The organism is Sphingobacterium sp. UBA7253 (assembly GCF_002472745.1).
Classification (GTDB): Bacteria; Bacteroidota; Bacteroidia; order Sphingobacteriales; family Sphingobacteriaceae; genus Sphingobacterium; species Sphingobacterium siyangense.
In genome coordinates, this window is the sequence record NZ_DKSP01000110.1 from 6,681 (window position 1) to 16,631 (window position 9,951).

The 9,951-nt window shown below is 38.5% G+C and carries 5 protein-coding genes; 2 read left to right on the forward strand and 3 right to left on the reverse strand.

The annotated features are described in order from the left end of the window. Both B2X72_RS10780 and B2X72_RS10785 read left to right on the forward strand, forming a co-directional pair. Positions 1–791 (forward strand): AAA family ATPase (locus tag B2X72_RS10780; RefSeq protein WP_286849589.1); only part of this gene is annotated, 791 nt, incomplete at its 5' end. Positions 792–986: 195 nt separating this feature from the next. After that, positions 987–5,576, forward strand: coding sequence for an NACHT domain-containing protein (locus tag B2X72_RS10785; protein WP_115049157.1), 4,590 nt, complete (start codon positions 987–989; stop codon positions 5,574–5,576). On the opposite strand, the gene B2X72_RS10790 is transcribed toward B2X72_RS10785, so the two are convergent. The 3 genes from B2X72_RS10790 to B2X72_RS10800 form a co-directional block, all read right to left on the reverse strand. Continuing rightward, positions 5,523–6,068: a hypothetical protein gene (locus tag B2X72_RS10790; protein ID WP_115049159.1), complete on the reverse strand. Its 546-nt coding sequence runs from the start codon at positions 6,066–6,068 to the stop codon at positions 5,523–5,525. The two genes, B2X72_RS10785 and B2X72_RS10790, sit on opposite strands and share 54 nt — an antisense overlap. Positions 6,069–6,470: 402 nt before the next feature. Further along, the gene (locus tag B2X72_RS10795) at positions 6,471–9,140 is read right to left on the reverse strand and encodes a carboxypeptidase-like regulatory domain-containing protein (protein ID WP_286849591.1); all 2,670 of its coding nucleotides are present in this window, start codon (positions 9,138–9,140) and stop codon (positions 6,471–6,473) included. Between the two features lie 3 nt (positions 9,141–9,143). Beyond that, complete coding sequence (locus B2X72_RS10800; RefSeq protein ID WP_070564610.1) at positions 9,144–9,905, reverse strand: GLPGLI family protein; 762 nt, start codon at positions 9,903–9,905, stop codon at positions 9,144–9,146. Between the last annotated feature and the right edge of the window lie 46 nt (positions 9,906–9,951).

Here is a 9,951-nt window from a genome sequence, read left to right on the forward strand (position 1 = left end):
CCAAAGGCGTAAAAGGAAAGCAATACCATTTTCTAAAACTTAACGAGCCCCATGCCGTTAATATGCCTCTAAAAGATATTTTAAGTGAAGGAGAACATAGATGCATCGCCCTTGCCACGTTTTTATCCGAATTGACATTATCTGATCACTCCAGTGCAATAATTTTTGACGACCCTGTTTCTTCGCTTGATCACAAGTGGAGAAATAAAATTGCACATCGCATTGTTGAAGAATCTAAAATTAGACAGGTCATTGTCTTTACACATGACATCTCATTTCTCCTGATGCTACAGGAACATGGCGAAAGAAGCAGCGTTAATATAGAAGTGAAGAGCCTTACAAGAAAGATACAAGAAACTGGTATTGTTGCCACTAATCCCCCATGGGATACTTTGCCTGTAAAAACAAGGATTGGTATACTAAAGACGGACCAAGTAAAAGTTAGTCAGATAGAGAAAAGCGAAACTGATGAAGCGTATAGAGCAGCAGTACAACCACTTTATGGAAAACTGCGAGAGACATGGGAAAGGGCGATAGAGGAAGTTGTGTTGCATGAAGTGATAAAGAGATTTGGACGTGAAATCCAAACAAAACGACTTTCAAAAGTTATCGATCTGACTCAGGCCGATTACGATATCATTGATATTAATATGTCAAAATGTTCTACCTGTTTTTTAGGGCATGATAGTGCAGGAGCATTGAATGAACAAATCCCTGACGCCGCAGAATTTTTGGCTGATATAAAAGTTTTGGAGGATTTTATAAAAGCAATTAGGACTAGAAGGCAATAATCATATGACGACAATAATGCATTTTAAATTAGGTTAAAAATTTAGATGAAAAGCTAAAATGGCATGATGAACTGAAGATGTTACTTGTGTTGACCGTGATATAAACAGAGTGTGGATTACAACATTCCTCGTAAAAAGCATCTGCCATTTTTAGTATATTTAAACATTTAAAGCTATTTATATTACTGCTCCCTGATGACAAAAAAGAAAGCCACAGTTGATGACACAAAAAAAAGGAAAGTAACGGACGCTCCTGAATCCAATGCCGGAGACGATTTTCACGTTCTATGGGCTGTTCGGAAATCAGTCGAGCTCATAAATTTGGATGATGATGGCCTGAAAGCGTTGACACTGGAAGGCACGATTATTAATGATGCAACGGATATTGACCCTGATGGAGATAAGATGCTTGGTGTAGACCTTGGTGAGTATTTTGGTGGAGAGGATTTTGAAAGCGCCAACAAGGTTGTTTTTTCACAGCTAAAATACAGTACCCGGCACAGTAATACTCCCTGGAGTATCGCTTCAATCTGCCAGGGTAAAAAGCATAAGTATACTGGTTCAATCATTCATCGCTTAGCTGAAATTTACAGTGGCTACGAATGCAAGTTCGACAGAAATATCGTACTTGACAAATTAACCCTTAAATTGATCAGCAACAGGCCATTCGTAGAGTCATCTGCTGAAGTGATAGAAAAAACTCAAAATATACTTTCTCTACATCCCAACAAATTCAGCTTCGCAAAGCTCAAGGCTCTAATCGATGCAAAAATGCATGACGCCCTAGACAAACTTCTAGCAGCTTCCTCGCTACCATCTGGCAAGTTTACTGACTTTTTAAGACTGTTGGACTTTTCGGAATGTGGTGTGGCATCGCGATCTGTTTTGAAAGAAGAAATCATTCTATCTATTTCAAGAGTTAATGGTATTGAGAGCGCAAGAAATTATGACAGTTTGCACGTCAAGATCTGGAATAAGATGATGCCTGAAAACCGCATAAAAAACAAATTAACGATCATAGATATCCTTAAGACATTTAACTTTAGTGCGGTAGAAAAATTACTTCCTGTCCCGGCAAAATTTGATTACGACAATGTCTTAGTACCTCGCAAACAATCAGAAAATATTATCGATGCCATTTTTGATTCAGAAAATAGCCCGATATGCCTCCATGCAGGTGCAGGTATGGGGAAAAGTACCATAGTGAGGTTAATAGAGCAAAATTTGCCTAGGGACTGTGTAAGCATTGTCTTTGACTGCTATGGGGCCGGCTCTTATATGGATGTAGTGGATAAGCGCCATAAAGCGGATTGGGCCTTGATGCAAATTTGTAATGAACTCGCTATCAAAACTGGCTCACCTTTTATGTTGCTTCCTCCAGGTCAACCAATTGAAGTTTTCTTTCGCGAATTTCTTGATCGCTTAAAGATCGCGAGCGAAATTGTAAGAAATGTCCAGCCTAATGCTAGAGTTGTTATCATAATAGACGCGGCCGACAATAGCATCACGGCTGCCGAACATTCTTCTGAATCCTCTTTTGTCGAAGAAATAGTTAAAATGGCATTGCCCCCAGGTTGTACACTATTATTAACGACTCGAACACATCGCCTAGGAAGTTTACACCTACCCGTGAGACACCGATCTATAGAACTGGAGCCATTTACTCAAGAGGAAACTCAAAAACGGCTGACAGCTATTTTTCCTGAAGCAAATTCCAATCAAATTAAACAATTTCACGATCTCACAAGAGGAATTCCAAGAGTGCAAACCTACGCCTTGGCTAATCAAGAAGCTGGCTTAGATAAACTACTTGAACCATTAAAGCCTGATGGAAAAACAGTTGATGATCTAATAAGCGTAAACTTAGATTTCGTCAGTTCCAAACTTGGCAATAGGGAATTGATGGAAACGGTATTTCGATACATGATCTTGTTACCTAGGCCTTTTCCATTAACTCTGCTATGCGAATTAGCGGCTGCCAAAGAAACGGTGATTAAGGATTTAGTGATAGATACCGCGCAGGGAGTCGTACTAAAGGATGGCGCGCTAATGTTTACCGATGAGGACTTCGAAGCTTATTTAAGACAGCACTATCCTTCAAACTACTCCGATCTTGAAAACATAGCATCTATTTTGCTTGCTCAAGCGGATAGAGAGGAATATGCGAGCAAACATATTGGAAACTTTCTACTATTAACCGAGCGTTATGAAGAATTAAAGAGTATTGTCTTTAATAAAAAGTATCTAGTAGTTCCTAAAGATCCTGTCATACTAAAAGAAATTGCTATCGATCGGACACGCCAGGCAATGAAGCTTTCGTTGAGAGAGAAGAAAATAGTTGATTTCTTAAAATTACAAATTTTAGCGGCTGAGGCTGCCAAGACTGATGACACTCTAACAGAAACGTTACTTTCTAATGCAGACTTAACAGCAATGTATGGAGATCGAAATACTGTAGAAAATCTATATTTCAAATCGGATCGTTTGACTTGGTATGGACCAGTGCACTATCGTTGTGCTGCTGTATATGCAAGAAATACTGGTACAATAAATGAAGCTAAAGCTCATTTAAAAACAGCACACTCTTGGTTAGATTGGCGTACTCGTGAGCCTTGGAAAGAACGCGAGTTTTATCAAATAGATATAATTGATTTAGCATTTGCCACCGAAGCCATTTGCCGTTTGGAGAATGTAAAGGAAGCAATGAACTGGCTTTGGAGACGTTTTTACCATAAGATGGATATTGTTGCACAGCTACTCCTAAAAAATAGTCTCGATTATGGTACTATCAATGAAGTTGATGAAGCTGTTAGTAGTTTTCAATGGAAATTACCAGCCAGGTTGAACATTATATCTGCATACTTTACTGCTGGTGTAAAGGTCCCTTTTGATACCTTCAATTTGGGAAACGAACTAGATGATGCTTTTAATGGAAGGCATTTACTAAATTTCAGCACTAAACAAAAGGTAATTCATATTGCGGAATATCTAGCGGTACATGGTGAAGAAAACAGTGAGATTCTCAAACTCCTTCAATACTCGACAATTAGCCCTCTCAATAGTTTTCCACGTTTTTATCGGTCAAACTTCAGAAATGACAAAGAGTTTGCCCATTTGGATATGCTTTTCCGATCCAAAGCATTGTTTAGCGCTGTACATGATACGACATTAACCATTGAACAGTTATACCCAAAAAGATTTAAGAAGACTGATGACAGGAACCTTAGCATGTCAGAATCCACGAAGGAGGAAAAAGAACGGTTAGATAATCTCTTCGGAGCAGTGTTGCCTTTCTATTCCCTCAGGGCAAAATTCCTCGCACAGAAGATCGATGAGAAAACATTTCTTGATGAAATTGAGGCTCATAGTAGATTATTGCACCGTAATTACAGTTTATATGCATATAATCGGGAATTACCACACTTTAATGTGTATTATGGAGAAGTCTTTAGCGACATTGCCATTTATATTGAAGACAAAAATCGCTATATCAAATTACTAAAAGACTGTTTTTGTACAAAAGATAACCATATTTCTCTACTTCTGGGAATAGCTAACAATATTTCACGATGTAAAACTGCCCATATTTCAACTTTAGCATTGTTAAAGGAAGCAGATGACCTGATTTACGATGCACAGACCGACGCCAGTGGTAAGATAAGTGACTTCTTGACCTGTGTTAGAATTGGCGGAAAAATTGATCACTCTGTTGGCCAAGCATATTTTAAGAAAATGGTTGAAACCGTATCCGAAATGGATATTGAAGGCTTTGACCAGATCAAGTTCATTGCACAACTCTCTAGTTCTTCAAACGGTATTTATCCAGAAACTGCCTACATGTTCACCCGTTTTGTTGAGTATGCGCACAGCCGTCTAAAAAACTGGGATAACTTTCCCTGGGAAGAAGCGATTGATGGATCAGCTCACCTGGATCCAAAAGGTACAATTGCACTGGTTTGCCGATGGGACCATCTACGCTTCATTAAATTAAAATATTCTATTGTACCGGCGATAGAGCAGGCATTTAACAGAAAGATGATTGAACCAGAAATGGCAGGTGCTTTATTATATGTAAATAGCTCTTATGGCAATAATTTCGTTAGGCACTGTAATCAGTTATTGGAAGCGCTAGTAACAAAAAAATCCGTTTTTGTCGATGCAATCGCAACCGAGATATTTCAATTGATTCGTTATGACTGTCCAAATTACCGCAGGCCAGAAATGGTCAAAGTATTACGTTCGAAGCTCCAAGAAGGCAGTATCTTAATCGCAGATATTGATATATTTTTATCATTCTATGAAAAAAAAGACAAAACATGTCAAATTCAGCCGATATCCAACAATGAGCAGAGAATCAATCTACCCCAAAACCTCAACCCCAACGATTCTGCAGCCATCAAATCCTTTCTAAAAGACTCCGCTGGCGAATATCGCAGTGCAGAGAAAAAGCTTGAGGCAATTCGGGAAATCTGTAGCGTCTCGCAATATCTGGGTTTCTTGAACATTATCTTGGAACTTGACGATGAAGATCTCCACTATTATGGACGCCAACAGCTTTTGAATAGTACGCTGGCACTTTGGCAAGATCACCCAGCACTCAATGATTGGAAAAAGGAAAAATTTGAACAATTTTTCATCAAAATATTCCCTAATTATCTGTCGCATAACGACATATTTAACCATCCTAGTCTAATAGAAGCTGCAAAGATTTTTGGGGCGGATGAAATGCAACTAGCTGAGGTAATCAAAAGAATACTCCCAGCTTATATTGACACACTCAGCTAAACCTTTGTCAAAATAATAGTGCGCCTTTGTTGAGTCAATTACTGGAAATTTCTGTTCCTTTGGATCAAAAGGTCCACCGTAAGCATCATGTTTCGCGTCAAATTCAAAACCTCTTTTATACATATCCAAACCCCAAAAAAGTAAGTTGTCGGCTGTCATTGGAATTTCATTTGTCTCGCCGTTTAGTTCCCACAATTTTCCGTATTTCTTAACTTCTTGAACAGTGTATGGATAGTGTACCTTGATAGATTCTCCAAGCTTTTGTAAGTTCTCACTTTTATCTGAGATAAAAGTAAAGTCCATTTTTGTTAAGCAGTTGTCTTTAAGACCACTCTTTACCATACTATTAAAAACGTCTTCGACAGAAATCATTTCTTTGGCAAATCCGCCAACAAAATTGTCCCACGTGAAGAATGTCTGTTCCATTTTCTTTTGTCCGTAGGATATTAAGGTTGTTAATAAAAGTAATAGTGTCAATATCTTATTTCTCATTCGTGGTGTCAGTTTTTAAATCGACTAATAAAGCTGTTCGCTTAGCAATCTGATATGTCCTTCAATTTTTTTGATTGATATAGTGATCATCTTTATAACTATTAAAATCAACATAAATGCTACTGTTATTAGTTACTATTATGGCATTATACTTTTCAATCGGGCAAGGTTAATACCCGAGCCTAATATACATTATTTATGCTGAATTAATAGGTCTACAGCTATTAACTTTCAAGGTTAATACAAACTGTAATGCGAAGGTATTGGTTTGAAAGTAGGATTGGTTACAGGAATCCTTAGGCTCTAGGCATTCAACCCTTATTTAGTATGCAATGTTGTGGCGATATTGGACCAAATAATCTATGATGTGCATAGAATGGAAGGAGCAAATAGTATGAAATATCATAGACTATACGATAAACCCAATAGAAAAATACGGGGCATCGTATAGATGATTTTTTCGGAACTAATGTACTCTGTCAGTACCGCAGTTCGGTAGCTTGTATTTTTTAACACGTTTAGCCCTTGAATATAAAAACTGAATGGAGATTTTACTTTCTGGTAACGCACTTCAAAATTTCCATTTATAGTAGTTGGATCAGCACTGCTATCACCCAGCCCTGTTTTCAAGAGACTCCAGTCTGTTTTAAATACAAGATTCTTCAGCTGATATTTCCCGGTAATGCTCCATTTATTGAGCGCGACCTTTTGATTATCTGCCAAACTCTTTTGCCAGCTATCTGTTCTTGTCCAGGCTAATTTTACATCAGCAAGCTTTGGTATAAACCATCTTAAGGAAAGGTCTGTCGAAACCGTATTCTGCCGTAGATAAATCTCGCTGTTATCGATCCCTTGTGCTAACCTCATATGGATAGAGGATAGATATACTCCCGGTTCAAACCTACCATATCGTATGCTATACCCCCCGATATTGGTGAAATTGAGATCAGGTCGATCAAACAACTGCACTGTCTTCAACTGCTCGTAGGAAGAAGTCAAAAGGCTGTTCCCTTTGATCTTATCTTTCAAAGTCAATGTACTGTTAAAATGGATTACCCGAAAGTCTGTAAGTCTAAAATTGTTATAGGTAAAAGTAAGTTTATGGAATGTCTGTCCCTCCAGCAGGATATTTCCCCGAGACAAACTATTGTAACCTGTAATCCAATAAGACGGATTAAGGTCCATTGCTGTCGCAAAAGTATAACCTCTTCGGTAATTAAGGCGAAATCCATCCAATGCACTTTTCCCATATTTTAGATCCACCTCCGGTTGTAGAAACCATTGCCCATGACGATTATAGTTTGTTGGAGTCTGGTTGATTAAATATAAGTAATACTGCTTTAAAGAAAATAATATTTTTAACTTATCAAAGTCCAACCGATAGCTCCCACCCAAATAATTGCTGCTGTTTCGATAATATTGTCCGTGATCAAATAACTGTGCCCCGGTTGTATCCTGGGCTCCAACTGACTGCCCATTCTGCCGTAATAATTCATTTTGGGAGTTGACTTCCAGGTGAAGTTGCTGGTTTTGATTGATGACCCAATAGTATTTATAAGACCCATTGAAAAGATGCTTCTTCCGCTCCACAGGTCTCACTATACTATAGTTCGCCATAGAATCAAAACGTATAAAACCACGCAGGAAAAGGCTGTCCGAAGAAAGGGAGAAATTGTCTCTCTCCGAGGTATACTGATGCTGGAAAGCAAATGAGCTGTAACTTCGCAAAGAATGCTTCCAGCTACCTTCCAGGTATTGCTTTAAAACAACAGAATGTCCATCCTGGATTTGTATACTATTGTTGTCTACTCCAAATCTGTCAATGACATTGTTAGTATGCACCTGCTGCTTGGGCATTGTCCAGAATGTACCCAGGTTATAATCCAAGCTAAAATATGGACTTGGCTTAAAATTGCTCGAAATATTGAAAGACGCCTGCCTATTAACCTGCGAAGAACGCATATTGGTTTGTTCTGTATACCGAAGGTCGGGAAAAGAATAATGATTAGTGCCTTCTAAAATGGTGCCCAGTCTGTTTTCGGAATATACGCCATAGAGATTTACGCTCAACTTCTTTTTTAGGATCTTTTGAAAACCGTTGAATGCGGCGAATTTATTGATGTTTTTTATCACATTTCGATTGTCACGATTGTAACCCGTCAGACCATCCTTGGGAACTGAATTTGAAAAATACTGCAACTCGGCGCCCTGCACGCGATCGATATCTTCCTTGGATACCGGTGAAGTACCGATATTATTGATATCCCCAATAAAAGACATGGTTTTTGCCGGTGAGTAATAAAATAGGGCGGCGTGTTCCTTGTAAGATTTTTCGCTTCCCAATGAAGATTCAAGATCTCCAAAGATGAAATTCTTCTTATTCTCTTTCAGTTTGACGTTCATGGCAAGCTGATCATTTACCTGGACGTTTCTCAGCAGGTCGTTTTGGGAAAATCTACTGATCATCTCAACCTTGTCTACTGCATTAGCGGGAATATTCTCGATAGCGAGCTTACTGCCGCCACCAAAAAAGCGTTCATTTTCCACTAAGGTTACATTGACCTGCTTTCCCTGAAAACGCACTTTTCCATCTTCGATGGAAAAGCCAGGCATCTTTTCAATAAGATCCTGTAATTTTCGGTCGGTACTGTCCCTGAAGTAATCGGCAGAAAAACGGATGGTATCTTTGGCAATTTCCACCGCGCGGTATCGGTAGTCAATCTTTACTTCATCAAGTTTCTGGACAGATTTTAATAATTTGTATTTGATTTTCCGTTCTGCTGACTGATTATCTAAGGTATCAACAACTTTTTGATAGCCTAATCTGGAGATTGTGAGCTCAATTTTTCCTACGTTCGGAAATTCAAACTGAAAATGGCCCTGCTGATCACTTTTCTGAAATAAGGGAGCACTTCCGGAAGAAGGAATACGCTTGATCACGATACTTGCGTTCTCCAACGGTTTGTCACTCTCGTCAACAACAAGACCTTTAATTAGCAAGCTTTGTTGCGCCGGTAAACTAGGGGGAAGAACAAATAAGAGAATAAATAATAGTATAAATCTTAACGTCACAAGCTATTGATAAGGAACATTTAATTCTTTGGCTAGTTTATATAACCTTTCCCGCCATTGTTCTTTTGTCAGGATTTCTTTATCTGGCAATGGAGCAATGTCAGCCTTTCCTGTTAAGTTAATGTCAGTTAGTCCGTAGACAATACCGTCATATTGAAACTCAAATATCAAACCTGGTAGGTCACGTGCGAAGACAGGGCCAAAGGGTATAGGAATTTCGGGACAGAACCAGGCAATAACAGGTGTTTTTCTAATTTTGTATTCGCCGCCCTCCCTATAGCTTATTACTTTATCTCCTTTTGCTTTATAGCACGTAAACTCACCTATTTTTTTCGTTTCCTCACTGATTTTCCAGTCAAAATTGTTATGGGTCTTCAATATAAGTCCTTTTTTGTCCATACCTTTTCTAATATCCCTATCAAAACTGTAAAAATACGAAGCATCATGCCAGCTCGTATCTTTATAACCGACTAACCCTTCGGTTATTTTAATATCTTCATTCGAAACTTTTTCAAGTTCAATGGTCTTTACCCGGTTAAACATAGATTTTGTGGTTGTAAATTCCAGCTTAAAACGCATCATTGCAGCCATCTTTGGAACAAAGGGATATGCGTTCAGCACCCATAGACCTTCAGGGCCATTATTAATACTATCAGTACTCCTTAATACAGCATAATGAGCATGGCCGGCAACTTCCTGTGCGTTGGACTTGACCTTCATAATGAAGATCAATATAAAAAGAAGAAAGATGTGTTTTAGTTTCATTTTTTAAATTTTGAATATGGTTGAGCAAATACCCAACCATATTTAT

Excerpts from the sequence above, each read along its gene's own strand:
- B2X72_RS10785 (WP_115049157.1), top strand. The coding sequence starts at position 987 with ATGACAAAAAAGAAAGCCACAGTTGATGACACAAAAAAAAGGAAAGTA.
- B2X72_RS10790 (WP_115049159.1), bottom strand. The coding sequence starts at position 6,068 with ATGAGAAATAAGATATTGACACTATTACTTTTATTAACAACCTTAATA.
- B2X72_RS10800 (WP_070564610.1), bottom strand. The coding sequence starts at position 9,905 with ATGAAACTAAAACACATCTTTCTTCTTTTTATATTGATCTTCATTATG.